We start from the raw sequence: 15,691 nt of genomic DNA on the forward strand, positions 1-15,691 counted from the left end.
CGACTCCTATCGTGGAGCGATGAGCGGCTCGCCGTTCGCCGTCGCTTCCGGTGCTTGCAGCCCACCGTTCGGCTGCGTCGGGATCGCGGTGAGCGTGACGTCGGTCGGCGAGGCGGCCGCGGCGGTCTCGCGAGCCAGGAACGTGCCCAGTTCACCGATGGTGCTCATCAGCGGTGCGGGGAACACGACGGTGGTGTTCTTGTCCACTCCGAGTTCGACCAGGGTCTGCAGGTTGCGCAGTTGCAAGGCGAGCGGGTGGGCCATCATCGTGTCCGACGCGTCACCGAGCGCGGCTGCGGCCAGCGACTCGCCCTCCGCGTTGATGATCTTGGCACGCTTCTCCCTCTCGGCCTCGGCCTGCCTGGCCATCGCGCGCTTCATGCTGTCGGGCAGCTGGATGTCCTTCAGCTCCACCAGAGTCACCTCGACACCCCATTCGACCGTGGTGATGTCGAGGATCTTGCGGATGTCGACGTTGATCTGGTCGGTCTCCGACAGGGTCTGATCGAGGGTGTGCTGACCGACCACCTTCCGCAGGGTGGTCTGGGCGATCTGGTCGATCGCGGCGTACACGTTCTCGATCGCGACAACGGACTTCACCGAATCCACGACCCTGAAGTACGCCACCGCCGAGACGTCGACGCTGACGTTGTCCCGCGTGATGATCCCCTGCGACTGGATCGGCAACGTGATGATCCGCAACGACACCCGGCGCATCACGTCCACCACCGGAATGATCAGCCGCAGCCCCGGTTTCATCGCCCCGCGCACTCGCCCCAGCCGGAACAACACGCCCTGCTCGTACTGCTTGACGACCTTCACCGACATGCCCAGCAACAGCAGGACCAGGGCAGCGGTGACAATGATCCACACGCTCATGACGACGCTCCATCCGGAATCGAACGAGAACGGCTACCGACACGTCGATCTCGCGCCTCCTCACGATGCGCCCACCGCAACGGCGGCACCGCAGCCGAAGGTCCTCGCCCTTCTGCGCCGATCGGCCCGGCCGCGGCATGACTCAGTCTGGATGATTCGCTCTGCCGGGCATTTCCCTCCCGCTCAACAGAGTCGGCAGCCCTCTCGTCCAGAACACCTTCGGCTCTGCGAACGAAGCCGAGGACGGCGGACGCTGATCAAAAATGTTCAACTCATGACGGAGGTGTGTCCCGATGACGTGGTTGGGAAACAAGCGGCGGACCTGGCTCGCGATCAGCGCTGCCGCATGCGCCGCCTTGGGCACCACGGCCACACCCGCCTACGCGGCTCCGACGATCGTCGATCTCGGAACGCTGCCAGGCGGCAGTTACAGCACCGCGTTCGCGATCAACGACGCCGGAGCCGCAGTGGGTTGGTCAGATGCCGCGGATGGCCGCACACACGCCGTGCGCTGGTTTCCGCCAGGAAGGATCGTCGACCTCGGCACACTTCCAGGCGGCGGCAGCAGCATGGCTTTCGCGGTCAACAACGCGGGGGTGGTCGTGGGCCAGGCCAACGCGGCCAACGGAGATCTCCACGCGGTGCGCTGGGACAGCCAAGGGGTCATCAGTGATCTAGAAGCGTTACCCGGTCACGCTCGTAGCATGGCCATCGAGATCAACCAGGCAGGCGAGATCATCGGGCGTTCGGCCGTCAACGTTCGCTCCAACTCGCAGGGCGTTCGCTGGGACAGCAGCGGCCAGATCACTGATCTCGGTTACGAGAGCCGAGCCTATGCGATCAACGACGCGGGCCTGGCAGCCGGTGACTCGTCCAGCGGCGAGCCTGTGATCTGGGATCGCAAGGGCCGGATCACCAAGGTGGAGCACGGTGGTGGCCTCGCCAGTGCCAATGCAGGGATCAATGAAGCAGGCATGGTGGCCGGCGTCGTGGGTCTGTCCGACGGAACGTTCCACGCCGTGCGCTGGAACCGGCACGGCGACCTAACCGATCTCGATTCCCTGTCAGAACGAAGCAACTGCATGGCGGTCGGCATCAACAACGCCGGAACGGTCGCCGGCACCGCGGATGCGGAGATCGCCGCCCGCCACGCGGTGCGGTGGGACCGGCACGGCAAGATCACCGACCTCGAGACCCTCGGCGGCAACCCAGGGCCGTACCCGCCCAGCAGCCAAGCGACAGCGATCAACGACGCGGGCATCGTGATCGGCTCCGCGACGACGAACAGCGGCACCAATGCCGTTCGATGGGACCGGCACGGAAGGATCACCGATCTCGGTACCCTCGGTGGCAACTCGAGTTCGGCCTACGCGATCAACGCAACAGGCGTTGTCGTTGGCGTGTCTAACATCGACGACAGCATCTCGCACGCCGTGTTGTGGCGGTCACCGCGTCCGTAGCCACCCTTGCAATCGGAACATCCCGGTGCTCGGCGAACCGCAGCGTGTCAACGTGCACCGCGGTAAGACGTTGCCCCACCTACCTACTCAACACGGACCAGGAACCGTTCAAACCTTCACCCGTTCCGGTGACGTGATTCGGGCACTGCCGACCCTTGATGAATGCTCTCTCATGTGGCGCGCGAACATCCCTGCGATCTGTGCGACGGAACCGGCTTGATGACCTGGCAACAACCCCTGCCAGGTCCGGATGGCGCGCTCGCCCTGACCGAGATGAATCACCCCTGTGTCAACGGATGCTCTGGCTGGTTCAAACTGCCCGCCGCCGAACGCGGCAACGTCGTCACAGCCGGCACCGCCGAAAGGACGACCGGGAACAACGTCGCCCAAGCCAACCTGGAGCACCGCACCGAGTGGTTCCGGCCCTTGCCGCCACCGGACGACCACTCCGCGATTTCGCCGAGCTGACTGCGAGCTCTGGCCGACACAGCGCGGCTGCGCAGCCGATCATTGCCTTGATCTTCCTTGATAAGGATCACACCAGGACTCGCTCGCCGTCCCTCGGCACCACGGCGGTCCACCCGTGCTCGGCGTTCAGCCGGTCTGCCAGGGTCGTGGCACTCTCCGGTTCACCGTGTACGACATAGGTCGTGGCCGGAGCAGGTCCAGTGGCCGCCCACGCCAGCAGTTCGCCGGCGTCTGCATGGGCGCTGAACGCGTCGAGCACCTGCACCTCGGCCTTCACCGGTACGTACCGGCCGTGGATCTTGATCTCGCGGGCTCCGTCGACGAGCGAGCGAGCCCGTGTGCCCACCGCCGCGTAGCCGACGATGAGGATCGTGTGCTTCTGGTTGGGCAGCATGTGCTTCAGGTGGTGCAGAACCCGGCCGCCGGTGGCCATGCCGGACGCGGAGATGATGATCGACGGCTTCCTGGGATCGTTGGCCTGCATCGATTGGGAGGCCGTGTGGAGCTCCGCCAGGTGACCTGGGTCGAACGCGTCCTCGCCGTTCACGAGTTCGGGGCGGATTTCCGGCCAGCTCTTGGCGACCGCCTGCCGGTAGACCCGCAGTGACGCCAGCGCCATCGGGCTGTCGACGAACACGGGGAGGTCGGGAATCTCACCCGCGCGCACCAGCTTGGCCAGTTCGACCAGGATCACCTCGGTGCGATCCACCGCGAACGCGGGGACCAGCACGCTGCCGCCCCGCGCGGCCGTGCGCCGGATGGTATCGGCGAACAGCGCGGTGGCTGCGGCATCGTCGTGCGGGCGGTCGCCGTAGGCCGACTCGATCAGCAACGCGTCGCAAGCGGGCCTCGGCTGGGGAGGTAGCAGCACCCGGTGCGCCGGCCTGCCCAGATCACCGCTCACGACGACGCTGCGGTCGCCGAGCGTCAAGTGCGCCCATGCCGAGCCGAGAATGTGCCCGGCACGGCCGAGTTCGAGGTCGACGCCATCAGCGATGGAGCGTGCCACCTCGAAGTCGATCGGACGGAACAGCCTGATGGTGCGCTCCGCGTCGTCCGTGTCGTACAGCGGCAGGGCGGGCCGGTGTTTGGACCAGCCCGACTCGTTGGCCTGACTGGCCTCCTCCATCATCAGGTGCGCGCTGTCGGTCAGCACGATCCCGGCCAGGTTCGCGGTGCCCTCGGTGGTGAACACCGGCCCGCGCCATCCGTGCCGCACCAGCACCGGCAAGTAACCGCAGTGGTCCAAGTGCGCGTGGGTGAGCACGACCGCGTCCAGCCGGTCCAGATCGAGCGGAGGCCGCTGCCAGTTCCGCCGCCGCAACGGTGCCAGCCCCTGGAACAGACCGCAGTCCACCAACACCTGCGAGCTGCCGGTGTCGAACAGGAACTTGCTTCCGGTGACCGTGCCGGTGCCACCGAGGAAAGTCAGCGTGCTCATCGTTCAGCCTCCTCGTGCTGGAGACCACACCGTCCTTCTCCGGTCACCAGCGGGCACAGCGGCACGAGGCCCAGTAGTTGCAGGACTTTCGTCCCGCTCAGGTGGTCACCCTTCGCTCTGGGTACCGCAGCCGTACAGGGCGACCGTGGACGTATGGAACCTGTCGTGGTGATCGCAGACGGCTCCCCGTGGACCGCGGAGGCCGTGCAGTGGGCCGCCTCCCACGCGAAGCTCGTCGAAGCCGAGGTTGAGACGCATTGGCCGGAGGACGCCTTCCACGCCCAACTCGTGGTGGTCGGTTATCAAGGCAGGACCGGCTCTCCGCTCGGCCTCGGCAACCACGTCCTGTACGTCGTGTGCGCCGCGGATTGCGACGCGGTGGTGGTGCGCGGCACGCCGGACGCGCGGCACGGAATGCACGGACGCGTTACCGCGCTGGTCAGTGGAGGCCCGGACGACGCGGGTGTCCTCGCTCGTGCCGTGGTCTTCGCCCAGAGCCGAGGCGCCACCCTACGAGTGCTGCACGCCGCGCCGATGTCCGTGGTGCGCGAAGACTTGGACGAGGACCACAGCTGGGTCCTGGAGCGCTCTGCCGAGTTGCTCGCCGGGTTCCCGCACACCGCCGTCCTCGTGCGCAGACAGCCGCACGAGGCGATCAGCCGTTGCACCGACACCGACCTGATCGTCGTCGGGCCCGGCGAGACCCGCTCGTGTGGTGCGGTGACCAGGGCCGCACTCCACCACGCGCCTTGCCCCGTACTCGTGGCGCATCGACCCGTTCAGGTGGAACACCGAGGCGTCCTTTCCCTTCCCGCTCCTCGCCGGCCAGTTCGCACCACGGTGTGAGTCCAGCCACGCCGAGCACGTCCTGGTGGAGGCCAATCCCGACTGACGTGCAGGGCGGTGCACGACCCTGCTTCCACCGACCGATTCGGCGAGGGCTGAGCCCTGCTGTCACTGTCTCGCCATCTCACACCGGTCCGACGCTGACAGGAGAACAACACCCCAGGAGCAGAGATGAAGATCGACGAACTGATTGCCAGGACCAAGAACTCGCTCGAAGCGAGGAAGGTCTACGCCGAGCCTTGCGAAAAGGGCCAGGAAGGTGAAGACGGCGGCTTCGGCCTCAACGCCGAGCCAGCCGGCGCGTACGGTGATCAGCGATGGCAAGGACCGGTGGGAGCCAGTGGTCGACGTGAACTGGCTGGTCGTCACCGCGGGCACCGTCGCCATCGCCGCGCTCTTCGTGGTGCTGCACATCATCAGGGCGAAGGCCCAGTCGCGATGACCTTGACGCGGTGGCTGTTCCTCGTGGCTGTGGCGCTCGTCGTGACGTCGTGCGCTGCCGGTCCGAACGTCGTGTCCCATGTGGACTCTGCACAGGTCGCGGGGTTCTGGAAAGGCCTGTGGCACGGGCTGATCTACCCCGTCACGTTCTTCATCTCGCTGTTCACCGACAACGTGAACATCTACGAGGTGCGCAACATCGGTAACTGGTACGACTTCGGCTTCGTCGCCGGCATCGGCCTGCTGCATGCTGTGACCAGCGCAGGTGGTCGCAAGTCGAAGCGGCGGCGCAAGACCGCGCGAACCAAGGCGACCTCATGAACGCCAGTCCCGCATCACAGCCGGTGGGCCTGACACCCACCGCGAAGTCTGCCCTGGCGTGAGCCGTCCACGCAGCGAAGCGCACCAACGCGTCTGTGCTGGTCCTCGACCGCATGGCACGACCGGCTGACCCGCCGCATCAGCTCCCTGGCCACGGCTGCCATCCGCTGCCCGGTCGACCGTGGCCCTGCCAGTTGCACACTGCGTCTACGCCTGGGAACGTGCCGGATCGTGAAGGATCAAGTGGGCTCGGCACCCGCGGACCCTGTTGGGCCTGTCAACCCACACGCGGTGCGATCCGCACCCGGCCGATCTCGCCCCTCGTGTGGTCCGTGAACCACAGGCTTCTACCGGGTCCGGCGGTGATGGACCCCGGCGTGCCGGGGTCAACGAACGGAAACTCCGTGACTTCGCCGCGGGTCGTGATGCGCCCGAGCACGTTGTAGTACTGCTCGACGAACCAGAGCGCTCCGTCCGGCCCAACGCAGATACCGGTCGGCATGGGCGCACCGGGCTGGTTACGAACCGGGAACTCGGTGGTGTCCCCTGCCGGTGTGATTCGCATGATCGAGCCCCAAGGAGAATCCTGCAGCGTGACCCAGAGGTTTCCGTCCGGTCCGGCGACGATGTCCGCTGGCCCCGACACGTTCGATCCGGGTGGTGCGTTCTGGGTCGGGAACTCGGTGATCTCTCCCGCGGTCGTGATCCGACCTGCGTTGTTGCCGGACCGTTCGGTGAACCACAGATTGCGGTCAGGGCCGGTCGTGATTCCACTCGGATGGCTGCCCGGTGTCGGCACCGGGTACTCGGCGAGAAGGCGGCCGAACCGGTCCATCCGGCCGATCCGGTTTCCGTCGCTCTCGGCGAACCACAGGTTGTGATCGGGGCCGAGAGTGATCCCACTCGGTGAACTGTTCGACTGGGGAAGTGCGTACTCGCGGAAGTGTCCGCGAGCATCGACTGAGCCGATCTTTCCTGCCACGAACTCCGTGAACCAGATTCGGCCGTCCGGACCCGCGGTGATGCCGTGCGGGTAGGAATTCGGGGTCGGCACGACGAAGCTCTGCACTCGGCCCCGGGATTCGATGCGGCGGATCATGTTGCTGGCCGGATCCGTGAACCAAATATGACCGTCGCGGGCATTGACGATCTCGGTCGGAAAGCCACCGACCCTAAATCTTTGGACAGCCGTCGCCGGATCGCCGCCATCCGCGTGAACGACGGGGGCGACCCCGACTGCGAGACAGCCGGCGAAGACAAGTGCGAATAGAGCCTTGGAACCTTTTCGTGCCAACATTTCATTCCCTTCCGCAAGACCGGTACCTACAACCGAACGACCCTCCGTACGTCACAAATGACCTGTCCTCGTGCAGTTGAGGCGCGCCGCCAGCCCTGCACCGTCGCCGACGGCTGCACCTCACTCGCGAACGCCACCCGTACCGCCGCGGTGAGCACGACCTCCCCCGTTCGCAGCGGACCTCTCCTGGAACAGAACCCAGCCGCTGCCACCGGTCGGCTGAGCAAAGGTGACCTGCCCGGTGAAGGCGCACAGCTCATCACCGCCTCCGGTGACGAACCCACGGCCGATCTCCGCCACGCCCTTGTAGGCGAGCACCCGTACAGTGACGTTGCCCTCGAACACGTGCGCCCTGCCGCTCACGGTGACCGGTGACCGGTGACCGGTGACCGCAGCACGTCATCGCACTTCGGCACGTCCACCTGGACGACCGCAGCACGGGTGCCGGTGACCGACCAGCGGCCTCCCGCATGCCGCAACGACACGATCATCGGCAACGTGGTGATCGGCTTCGAGACGTCGTCCGGGCTCGGCGGATAGCAGGTGACTCGGCGACACCGCCTTCAGGTTCGCCCTGTGCCGGCGGAGGATGCTGCAGCCACTCGAAGAACGCCGCGACGTCACCGTCGAACGAGTACACAGTGGACTTGACCGTCGGGATCTGCCGCAGCGTGGTGTCGAGTTCCGCCCAGCGCGGCACTGCCGAAGCTGGAACTCTCGACCTGGACGCTCTGCAGCTTCTTCGCCGTCGCGGCCGGTTCCGTCCTGGTGCCACCGCGCAAGATGGCCGGCGTGACGACTAGCCCCACTACGATCGCACCTTTCAGGATCCTCGTTCGCCTCGTGATGTCACACCGCCAAAAGCGAGCGGAGGACCTGGGCACCGAACGTCGTGAGCACGGCCGGTGCAAGTGCACCGGCAGCCGCTTCACGGACCGGGCGGAACAGACCACCGGTGAACAGCTCGATCGTGGCGGTGAAGTCGCACCACAGGCCGTCGACGCTCAGGCTCGGAGCGCGTCCGCACGCCAGCTCGCCGCGTCCGTCCGCGATGGCCTGCAGCATGGCCCTGTGGCGCGCCGTGTAACCCTTGGTGGTCATTTCGCTCCCCTTCCAGTGCGTTTCCGGCAACTGAGGTGAGCCTGTTCTTCGCCACGGACGTGACGCAGAACACAAGGTGGGCAGTGATCCGGGACCATTGCCGCAGAGACGGCGGACCTCGGTCTCTGCTTCGGTAGCGGGCCAGGTCGGGACGCTGGGCATATGAACACCGGATTGGCTTCAATTCCGCTCGGGCGCGTACGTGGGGTCGGAGTCGGCGCCCACTGGTCGACGGTCGTCGCGGTGCTGGTGATCGCCCAGGTCGTCGTGGTGTCCGTGCTGCCGCAGGCGGCTCCGGGCCACTCGGCGGTCGTCAACTGGATCGTCGGCGTGCTCGCGGCGCTGATTTTCATGTTGTCGCTGCTGGCCCACGAGCTCGCGCACGCCTTGGTCGCGCAACGGCTCGGTGTTGGTGTCGAACGCATCGATCTGTGGTTGCTCGGCGGCGTGTCGCGACTTTCGTCCTCCCCTCGCAGTCCGAGGGCGGAGTTCCTGATCGCCGTCGCAGGTCCGGCTGCCAGCGCGGGCCTCGCGGTGGTCGCCGGTGCCACTGGAGCCGCTCTCGCCGCATGGGATGCGCCTGCGCTCGTTGTCTCCCCCGTCCTGTGGCTGGCGATCACCAACGGCGTGCTGGCCGCGTTCAACTCGGTGCCGGCCGCGCCCCTGGACGGCGGCCGACTGCTGGCGGCCGCGGTGTGGTGGCGCACCGGCGACGAGCACCGCGGCACGAAAGTGGCAGCCGTCGCGGGCCGCGCGTTCGGTGTCGCACTGGCTGCGTTCGGACTGACGCAGGTGCTCGCCGGCGCGGTGTCCGGCCTCTGGCTGATGCTGCTCGGCGCGTATCTCGTGGTCAGCAGTACCACCGAGCAGTCCGCGAACGAGGTGCGGCACCGTCTCGGCAGCGTGCTCGCGCGTGACGTCATGACCCCGGATCCGCCGATCGCACCGGGGTGGTGGACTGTGCGGACGTTCCTGCACAGCCTCACTTCCGGTCCGCACAGGCAGGTGTTCCCGGTGGTGTCGTTCGACGGCGCAGTCGCCGGAGTCATCAGCCTCGCCGAACTCGTCCGGGTACGTGACCCTCTCACCACCAGAGTCAGCGACGTGTGCCGCGCGCTGGCCGGGGTACCGGTCGCGTCCCCCGACGAGCCGCTGCTCGACGTGCTCGCCAGAACATCGCCCGGGCAGGGCCGTGATGTCGTGCTGGTACTGCGCGAACGGCACCTCGCCGGCGTCATCGGCCCGGATGACGTGGCTTGGGCGCTCGAACTGGCCTGGGGTGTACCGATTAGCCGTCACGAGGTGACGGCATGAGGTTCGGCTATCGTGCCCAGGCAGGCCGCCTCCTCACTTCGTCCGCCCGGCCCAGCGCATGATCGCCGCGCTCTCGATGGGGGTCGAGGAGGAGTACCTCGTCGTCGACGCCGTCAGCAGGCGCCCGCAGTTCGTCGGCGCCGCGATGGTTCGCGCGCTGTCCGATGTGGACTTTCATCGCGAGTTCTCTACCGCCCAGGCCGAGTTCGCCTCACCGGTGTGCACCGACCTGGCGTCACTGGGGCAGGAACTCGACCGGGGCCGCCGGGTGCTGGCCGGCGCTGCCCGCGACCACGGCGCCCTGCTGATCACGACCGGCACGCCTCCGCTGGGTCGGCCAGGCCCTCCCCCCGTGACCGGCAAGCAGCGCTATCAGCTCATGGCAGCGGAATATGGCGCACTCGCGGAGGACCAGGGTGTATGCGGATGTCACGTGCACGTCGGCGTGCCAGATGCCGACCACGCGGTCCAAGTGAGTAACCACATCCGGCCGTGGCTTCCGGCGCTTCTCGCCCTCGGAGCGAACTCACCGTTCTTCGACGGCAGGGACACCGGGCACGCAAGCTGGCGGACGACCGTCTGGTCGCGCTGGCCGGTGTGCGGTGTGCCTCCGCGGTTCCACAGCGCGGCCCACTACGACGACCTGGTCGGGCGGCTGGTCGACGCCGGCGTCATCGCCGATGCCGGAATGGTCTACTACTACGTCCGCCCATCACAACACGTCCCCACAGTCGAAGTACGGGTCGCAGACGTCGCGACGACCGTCGAGGAGGCGCTGCTGCAGGCGGCGCTCACCCGAGCACTCGTTGGCACCGCACTGGTCTTCACGCCAAGGGAAAGCCCTCCCGACGCGATCATTCGTGCCGCGTGTGCCCGAGCCGCCATGGTCGGGCTGGAGGGCCGGTGCCTCGACGCGGTGACGGGCCGAGCATGCACGGGATGGGACCTGGTCGACCGCTTGGTGTCGCATGTGCACGACGCGCTGCGTGACGTCGGCGATCTCGGGTTCGTGGAGCATCGCCTGGCCTGGCTGAGAAGACATGGTGGCGGTGCGACAAGGCAACGCCTCGTGCTGCGGGAAGGCGGTGACCTTCGCGCCGTCGTCGACCATCTCAGCGTGACATCATCGGGATGGCAGTGGCCGACGACCCTTCCGCACGGGACCGAAGGCCACTGATCCGTGAACGCGCCAAGGAACATCGTGGTCGTGGAAGGGGGACAACCATTTCCATCGAACACAAGGCGGAGACCCGCCTGCGCGGCGAGGTGGTCGTCGACAAGGCCAGGTAACTCATCCACGAGGGCAACGTCCGGCGTCTGATCATCAAGAACGACAAGGGTCACGTCGTGATGGAGGTTCCGGTCACCGCCGTCGTGGCGGCTGGCGGCTTGTCCCGCGTGCGAACCGTCGCACAGCGTCGCCGGCGTGCGGTGAGCACGCTTTTCTCACTCGCCGCAGTGACGGCCACCTTCACCGCGGGCACCGCGGCGATCTGCGCGGTCCTCGCGTGGATCGGTGAGCTGGATCCCACCAATGCGCTCCTCGGTGGTGCCGCGTTGTTCGCGCTCGGGGTGGCAGGCATGTTCCTGTCCCTTGTGGACGTCCTGAGGCCGAAGCAGCTCGCGCTCCCCGTTGGGCGCCGCGACGGCTCTGTTCGGTGCGCAGCAACCGTTGAGCGGCGATGCCGCGGTCTGCTACGCGCCCACCGCCTGCCTAGCGTTCATCTGCTTCGTCACCTACTTAGTTGTGAGCTCGACGATTCTGCTCGTGGCGGGAGTGGTCGCGACGACCGCGGACGTGCCCGAGGTGGTGTGGGACCTCACCGACGGCGCGGTGGGCGGTGGCGTGCTGCTCCTCGTGGCAGGTGCGGTGCTGCTCGCCACCAGTCTGGGCAGCACGTGGTTGCGCCGGACCCGATGAGTTTTGGCCCCTTGGGCCACCACCCTTCGCGGCAACAGACTGCTGACATGAATGACAATCGAAGATCAGTGATGTCCGCTCTCCTAGTGACGGCGGGTCTGGTGCTCTGTCCGACTGGCATCGCGACGGCTCAGCCACCGCAGACCTGCAACGGACTGGCCGCGACGCAGGTCGGGACGAACGGCGACGACGTGTTGTTCGGCACGAACGGTGCGGACGTGTTCGTCACGCTCGGCGGCGACGACGTCGTGTTCGGTCTCGGCGGAAACGACACGGCCTGTCTCGGAGCGGGCGCCGACGAGTTCTTCGGCGGCAACGGAAACGACTGGGCCGCTGGAGAAGCGGGCGCCGACACCCTCAACGGCGAAGCGGGTGGTGACACGCTCCTCGGCGGTGAGGGTCCCGACCGTCTCGACGGCGGTGACGGGAACGACGCTCTCAACGGCGGTGCGGCGGCCGACAACATCGAAGCCGGTGCGGGCGACGACACCGTCAACGCGGGAGCGGGCGCGGACTCCGTCAGTGGTGGCGACGGCGCCGACACGCTGAACGGCCAGAACGGCGCGGACCGGATGAACGGGAACAACGGCAACGACCGCCTCAACGGTGGGGCGGGCGTCGACGATCTCGACGGTGGCGCCGGAAACGACATCGTCAACGGCGACGCGGGCAACGACACGCTCACCGACCCGGCCGGTCTGGACGTCGGCGACGGCGGCCCAGGTCAGGCCGACCGCTGCGATTCGCGCTTCGAATCACTGTCCAACTGCGAGATCATCTTCTGACAGGCACGCGTCAAGCCGAGGGTGCGCACGGCTGCACCACGACGGAACGCACCCCTGGCACGGATGCCGCCAGGGCGGTCGCGGTCAGTTCTTCCCCGAGGTCGTGGAAGGTTCCCAGCACGGTGGCCGCACCGCCCATCACGACGGGCAGCGACCGGTAGTGGTGGCCGAGTAACAGCCGGGCAACCTCCCCGACCGGCATGTCGGCATCCACTGCCACAACGCGCGGGTCATCGCGTCCGCGACCCGCTTAGCCGAACTCCTCGCCCGCAGCTGCTCGCGCAGCAGGTTTTCCCCTGACACCAGGCCGACCAGCTCGTCGTTCTCGCCGACGACCGGCAAGCGGCGAAGCCATGCTCCGCGACGAGCGCTGCCGCCTCCTTGACCGTCGCCTGTGGCGACGCAGTCACCGCAGGCGACGACATCACGTCGAAAGCACGCATCCTGACCACCTCCGTTGGATTCACCACAGGCGTTTCGCCCATCAATTCCGCCGCACCCGTCAAGTGGCCCGGCTGCTGGAGACGTTGGACTCTGCCCCGCTCGCCGTCGGCGATCGATCCTCAGGTTCATGACCTACCAAGTGACACTCACCGAACTGGCCTCCACCGTCACCTGCCACCAGCGGGTGCGCACCGCGGCGGCCGAGATCGCCGGCACCGTCGGCCGGGGTCTCGAGGAGCTCTACGAGTTCGCGACGGCCTCCTCGGTCACACCGGCAGGACCACCGCAGCTCGCCTATCCCGGTCCTCTCACCGACGGCGAGTTCGAGCTCGACCTGTACCTGCCGATCTCGGGTATGCCGGAGGCGCGCGGCCCGGTCGACGTCGTCGTTCTGCCCCCGGGACCGGTGGCGCAGACGTTCCACCGCGGCCGCTACGACACCATCCCCGCCGCCTACGAGGCCGTGTTCGCCTGGATCCACGAGCACGGCCTCCACCAGGCAGGTCCGCCGCGCGAGCTCTATCTCACGGGGCCGGACTCGGCGACCAGCGCCGACGACTACCTCACCGAGGTCGTCGTGCCGTTGCGCCGGGACTGACCAGCCGTCAGCGCGGCCACCAGCATCAACACCAGGCCCAGCAACAACATCACCCCACCACCGATGATCAGGCCGATCGACAGCGGTCGCAGCACGGGCACCTCGGCCTGCGCTGCGAGCCTGGTGTCGACCACCGGTGAACGATCGGCGTTGAGCACCACCGCGGTCCAGCTGCCCTGCTCGGCTCGCCAGGTCACCTCGCCGGTACCGGACGCGGCCCAGAACGTCTGCACACCGGGATCGGCCGGTGAGCCGCCGTCGCGATGCGAGTACGTCGCCCGCGATTCGGCCGTGCTCACCTCATCGTGCTCCACACCGGACAGATAGCGCATGACGTCGTTCGTTCTGCCGATGCCGATGAACACGTCGTCGTCCGCCTTCAACCGGACCTCTCCGAGCCAGCCGTCCGCGAGCACCCAGTCCTCGTCGGTCCAGCGCAGCTCCAGTGTGCCGAACTCGAGCGCGTACCCCCCACCGTGGAACGACTCCGCGCTGGTGCTCAGAAATCCGGCGGCATCGCGTTGTGTCGAGTCGGCCCAGAGCCCGAACCCACCAGTACCTCCGACCGCGCCACCGGTCATCATCAGCAGTGCACCGATCACGACCGCGATGACACGTCCCGGCGTCCAGCCACGATGCCCGGGAGTGAGCGGGGCCGGCGCATGGTCGATCGTCGTTGTGCCCGGCTCGTCGCCGCCCGAGTCGAACCGGAACGGTGGATAGGTGTCTGTCATCAGCCCGGCGTAGGCGGCCACGCGCAACGCCCAGCGGTCCGTGCCGAGCACGAAGTCGAACAGCCCCTTCGGATACCGGCCGGTGAACAGCAACGCCACGCCCGCGAACAACGCCACCAACCCGACCAGGCCGCCGCCGGAGTTGTAGACGGTCTGCCCCGTCTGATAAGCGACATAGCTACCGCCGCCGACGAAGAACCCGACGATCAGGTAGTGCGGGATCGCGAGCAACCACCACTTCACCAGCACCAGTCCGCGAGAGAGGTGCTCGGGGTAAGCGATGTCGAGCGTCGCCGGGTAGTCCGGCTCCGCTCCAAGGCTGAACGGCGGATAGCGGTCGGTCGCCAGCGCCCCGTAGATGTAACAGGCGACGCGCCACGACCAGCGCAGCACACCGACGTTGAAGTCGAACAGCACGCGTGGATAGCGGGCGGTGAACAGGATCCCGAAGAACGCCACCAGGCTGAACACCCCGAACCCGAGCCACAGGAACGCCAGCACCAGGTAGTGCGGTATAGCAAGGAACCACTTCACGATCCACAACCACCGGCTCAGTCCAGGGTCGAGCCGCGCATGCACGTGCACCGGATAGCCGGTGGCGGCAGTAGTCATCGTTGCCTCCCTACGTCTCGTTGCTCGCCGAGTGCTCGTTCACCGGGATCACGACCACCGGCACCGACGAGTGCCGCACGCAGTGCATGCTGGTCGAGCCCAACACGACCTGGCGCAGTCGATGTCCGGTGGGCGAGGCGACCACCAGCAGTGCCGCGTCCTTGGACGCCTCCTCCAGTACCTCGGCCGCGTCACCGCGCAGGCTGCGCGGCTCGATCTCCGGCGGCTGCACCCGGCCGATCAGCGCGGCCCGCACCGCAGCGTCCACCAGCGTTTCCGACAGGCTCAGCTCGTTCCGCGCGCTTGTCTCGTTCCAGTCGACCAGCGGTTCGGAGATCCACGCGTGCCCCACGTGCAGCCGGCAGTTCCGGAGGGTCGCCTCGTCCATCGCCCAGCGCAGGGCCTCGTCGGAGGCGGGCGTTCCGTTCACGCCGACGACGATCGGTGCGTTCCCGATGGTCGTGGTGGCTCCTCGTCTGCACAGATCTCGATCTCCAGTGGTTGCCAGAGCGTGTCCTCGAGTCGGGAACGGGTCGGCCGCGACAACGTCCGTTAGGACGCCTTGACCACCACGACGGGACAGCTCGCGTGATGCACGCAGTAGGCGCTCACCGAGCCCAGAAACAGCTCGGCCATCGCGCCGTGGCCGCGGTTGCCCACCACCAGCATCCGTGCGTCCTGGGACATCTCGACGAGCAGCTTCTTCACATCGCCCTCGATGAGAATCCGGCGCAGGTTCACATCACCGACGTCCGCCGTGGCCGCGTCGAGCACGGACCGGTTGGCTGCCTCGATGCTCGCTGCGTCCAGTCCGACAGCGGTCGCCTCAGGCGCCATCATCAGGCTGTAGTCCATGTGCCACACGGAGATGGCGTCGACAGGACAGTCGTGTTGACGCGCCTCCGTGACGGCCCATCGAAGTGCTGCCGCACCAGCCGCGGACCCGTCGACGCCGACCACGATCGGACGAGGTTCGTTGTCGCTCATGTACTTCAGCGTCACGGGATGAGCACGTAGTGGTCAGTGGCC

Annotated in this window: 20 protein-coding genes; 10 read left to right on the forward strand and 10 right to left on the reverse strand. The window is 67.3% G+C overall.

Annotated elements, in window-relative coordinates:
• Nucleotides 1-6 precede the first annotated feature (6 nt).
• A complete protein-coding gene (locus OG205_RS09730) occupies nucleotides 7-879 on the reverse strand; it encodes a slipin family protein (RefSeq protein ID WP_319973761.1) in 873 nt (290 codons plus the stop codon).
• Between the two features lie 293 nt (nucleotides 880-1,172).
• On the opposite strand from OG205_RS09730, the gene OG205_RS09735 reads away from it, so the two are divergent.
• Together OG205_RS09735 and OG205_RS09740 are read left to right on the forward strand one after the other, a co-directional pair.
• Nucleotides 1,173-2,339 (forward strand): hypothetical protein, encoded by a 1,167-nt coding sequence (locus tag OG205_RS09735; protein WP_319973762.1) that lies wholly within the window; start codon nucleotides 1,173-1,175, stop codon nucleotides 2,337-2,339.
• Between the two features lie 162 nt (nucleotides 2,340-2,501).
• A complete protein-coding gene (locus tag OG205_RS09740) occupies nucleotides 2,502-2,807 on the forward strand; it encodes a hypothetical protein (protein ID WP_319973763.1) in 306 nt (101 codons plus the stop codon).
• 67 nt (nucleotides 2,808-2,874) lie between these two features.
• On the opposite strand, the gene OG205_RS09745 is transcribed toward OG205_RS09740, so the two are convergent.
• On the reverse strand, nucleotides 2,875-4,248 hold the full coding sequence (locus OG205_RS09745) for an MBL fold metallo-hydrolase RNA specificity domain-containing protein (RefSeq protein ID WP_330275903.1): 1,374 nt from the start codon (nucleotides 4,246-4,248) through the stop codon (nucleotides 2,875-2,877).
• Nucleotides 4,249-4,401: 153 nt separating this feature from the next.
• Between OG205_RS09745 and OG205_RS09750 the strand changes: the two genes are divergently transcribed.
• Together OG205_RS09750 and OG205_RS09755 are read left to right on the forward strand one after the other, a co-directional pair.
• On the forward strand, nucleotides 4,402-5,094 hold the full coding sequence (locus OG205_RS09750) for a universal stress protein (protein WP_319973765.1): 693 nt from the start codon (nucleotides 4,402-4,404) through the stop codon (nucleotides 5,092-5,094).
• A gap of 171 nt (nucleotides 5,095-5,265) precedes the next feature.
• Nucleotides 5,266-5,856, forward strand: coding sequence for a hypothetical protein (locus tag OG205_RS09755; protein ID WP_319973766.1), 591 nt, complete (start codon nucleotides 5,266-5,268; stop codon nucleotides 5,854-5,856).
• Nucleotides 5,857-6,133: 277 nt separating this feature from the next.
• Here the strand turns inward: OG205_RS09755 and OG205_RS09760 are convergent, their stop codons facing one another.
• Together OG205_RS09760 and OG205_RS09765 are read right to left on the reverse strand one after the other, a co-directional pair.
• The gene (locus tag OG205_RS09760) at nucleotides 6,134-7,153 is read right to left on the reverse strand and encodes a Vgb family protein (protein WP_319973767.1); all 1,020 of its coding nucleotides are present in this window, start codon (nucleotides 7,151-7,153) and stop codon (nucleotides 6,134-6,136) included.
• A 120-nt stretch (nucleotides 7,154-7,273) separates the two neighbouring features.
• Nucleotides 7,274-7,516 (reverse strand): Gmad2 immunoglobulin-like domain-containing protein, encoded by a 243-nt coding sequence (locus OG205_RS09765; protein WP_319973768.1) that lies wholly within the window; start codon nucleotides 7,514-7,516, stop codon nucleotides 7,274-7,276.
• Nucleotides 7,517-7,531: 15 nt separating this feature from the next.
• On the opposite strand from OG205_RS09765, the gene OG205_RS09770 reads away from it, so the two are divergent.
• Nucleotides 7,532-7,693 carry a hypothetical protein gene (locus tag OG205_RS09770; protein ID WP_319973769.1) on the forward strand — a complete coding sequence of 54 codons (162 nt, stop codon included), beginning with the start codon at nucleotides 7,532-7,534 and terminating at the stop codon, nucleotides 7,691-7,693.
• A 309-nt stretch (nucleotides 7,694-8,002) separates the two neighbouring features.
• Here OG205_RS09770 and OG205_RS09775 read toward each other — a convergent pair whose 3' ends face one another.
• Complete coding sequence (locus OG205_RS09775) at nucleotides 8,003-8,254, reverse strand: hypothetical protein (protein WP_319973770.1); 252 nt, start codon at nucleotides 8,252-8,254, stop codon at nucleotides 8,003-8,005.
• A 162-nt stretch (nucleotides 8,255-8,416) separates the two neighbouring features.
• On the opposite strand from OG205_RS09775, the gene OG205_RS09780 reads away from it, so the two are divergent.
• Nucleotides 8,417-9,568, forward strand: a complete 1,152-nt coding sequence (locus OG205_RS09780) for a site-2 protease family protein (protein ID WP_319973771.1) — start codon at nucleotides 8,417-8,419, stop codon at nucleotides 9,566-9,568.
• A 58-nt stretch (nucleotides 9,569-9,626) separates the two neighbouring features.
• Entirely contained in the window at nucleotides 9,627-10,745 is a 1,119-nt protein-coding gene (locus tag OG205_RS09785) for a carboxylate-amine ligase (protein WP_319973772.1), read from the forward strand.
• A gap of 163 nt (nucleotides 10,746-10,908) precedes the next feature.
• Here OG205_RS09785 and OG205_RS09790 read toward each other — a convergent pair whose 3' ends face one another.
• Nucleotides 10,909-11,151, reverse strand: a complete 243-nt coding sequence (locus OG205_RS09790) for a hypothetical protein (RefSeq protein WP_330275905.1) — start codon at nucleotides 11,149-11,151, stop codon at nucleotides 10,909-10,911.
• A gap of 164 nt (nucleotides 11,152-11,315) precedes the next feature.
• Between OG205_RS09790 and OG205_RS09795 the strand changes: the two genes are divergently transcribed.
• Nucleotides 11,316-11,489, forward strand: coding sequence for a hypothetical protein (locus OG205_RS09795; RefSeq protein ID WP_319973773.1), 174 nt, complete (start codon nucleotides 11,316-11,318; stop codon nucleotides 11,487-11,489).
• A gap of 71 nt (nucleotides 11,490-11,560) precedes the next feature.
• The gene (locus OG205_RS09800) at nucleotides 11,561-12,274 is read left to right on the forward strand and encodes a calcium-binding protein (RefSeq protein WP_319973774.1); all 714 of its coding nucleotides are present in this window, start codon (nucleotides 11,561-11,563) and stop codon (nucleotides 12,272-12,274) included.
• A gap of 10 nt (nucleotides 12,275-12,284) precedes the next feature.
• Here the strand turns inward: OG205_RS09800 and OG205_RS09805 are convergent, their stop codons facing one another.
• Nucleotides 12,285-12,494: a CBS domain-containing protein gene (locus OG205_RS09805; RefSeq protein WP_319973775.1), complete on the reverse strand. Its 210-nt coding sequence runs from the start codon at nucleotides 12,492-12,494 to the stop codon at nucleotides 12,285-12,287.
• A gap of 351 nt (nucleotides 12,495-12,845) precedes the next feature.
• On the opposite strand from OG205_RS09805, the gene OG205_RS09810 reads away from it, so the two are divergent.
• Entirely contained in the window at nucleotides 12,846-13,316 is a 471-nt protein-coding gene (locus OG205_RS09810; protein ID WP_319973776.1) for a GyrI-like domain-containing protein, read from the forward strand.
• Here OG205_RS09810 and OG205_RS09815 read toward each other — a convergent pair.
• Genes OG205_RS09815 through OG205_RS09825 form a run of 3 tightly spaced genes read right to left on the reverse strand, consistent with a single transcriptional unit; the run spans nucleotide 13,277 to nucleotide 15,649 of the window.
• On the reverse strand, nucleotides 13,277-14,662 hold the full coding sequence (locus tag OG205_RS09815; protein WP_319973777.1) for a DUF4389 domain-containing protein: 1,386 nt from the start codon (nucleotides 14,660-14,662) through the stop codon (nucleotides 13,277-13,279). The genes OG205_RS09810 and OG205_RS09815 overlap by 40 nt on opposite strands.
• Before the next feature lie 10 nt (nucleotides 14,663-14,672).
• Nucleotides 14,673-15,170: a universal stress protein gene (locus OG205_RS09820; RefSeq protein ID WP_319973843.1), complete on the reverse strand. Its 498-nt coding sequence runs from the start codon at nucleotides 15,168-15,170 to the stop codon at nucleotides 14,673-14,675.
• A 44-nt stretch (nucleotides 15,171-15,214) separates the two neighbouring features.
• On the reverse strand, nucleotides 15,215-15,649 hold the full coding sequence (locus OG205_RS09825; RefSeq protein WP_319973778.1) for a universal stress protein: 435 nt from the start codon (nucleotides 15,647-15,649) through the stop codon (nucleotides 15,215-15,217).
• Between the last annotated feature and the right edge of the window lie 42 nt (nucleotides 15,650-15,691).

It is taken from the genome of Lentzea sp. NBC_00516, assembly GCF_036346835.1.
In the GTDB taxonomy this organism is placed as follows: Bacteria; Actinomycetota; Actinomycetes; order Mycobacteriales; family Pseudonocardiaceae; genus Lentzea; species Lentzea sokolovensis.